Source organism: Ideonella azotifigens (assembly GCF_006519715.1).
Classification (GTDB): Bacteria; Pseudomonadota; Gammaproteobacteria; order Burkholderiales; family Burkholderiaceae_C; genus Ideonella; species Ideonella azotifigens.
Genome location: NZ_VIDT01001211.1, coordinates 1 through 403 on the forward strand (window position 1 = coordinate 1; position 403 = coordinate 403).

Genomic DNA, 403 nt, shown 5'->3' on the forward strand with positions numbered 1-403 from the left:
GGCCGCAAGAACGACGGGCGCAGCGTGTACGACACGCAGGCGAAGGCGGAACTGGTGGCGCTGTGTTTGCAGCCAGGCGCGTCGGTGTCGCGCCTGGCGCGCGAGTGCGGCGTCAATGCCAATCAGGTCAGCCGCTGGCTGCGCGAGCACGGCCATGTGCGTCGCCCGCGTGTGTCCGTTGCACCCGTCGCACCCGTTGCACAGGTGACATCGCCGCCGTCGGCATTCATGGCAGTGCCGGTGATGCAGGCCCCGGCGGCGCCGGCCGATGGCAGTGCTGCGATGCACCTGCAGGCCCGTCTGCCCAACGGCGTGGCGTTCGATCTGCGGGGTGTCGACGCACGACATGCCGGCCATCTGATTGAAGCACTCGGGAGGCTGAGGTGTTCCGGCTCGACGAAGG

1 protein-coding gene is annotated in these 403 nt (G+C 69.2%); it reads left to right on the forward strand.

Annotated features, from left to right (window positions below; genetic code table 11):
* Nucleotides 1-403, forward strand: a 403-nt coding sequence (gene tnpA / locus FKP22_RS31650) for an IS66-like element accessory protein TnpA (RefSeq protein ID WP_141292103.1), incomplete at both ends; no start/stop codon positions are given.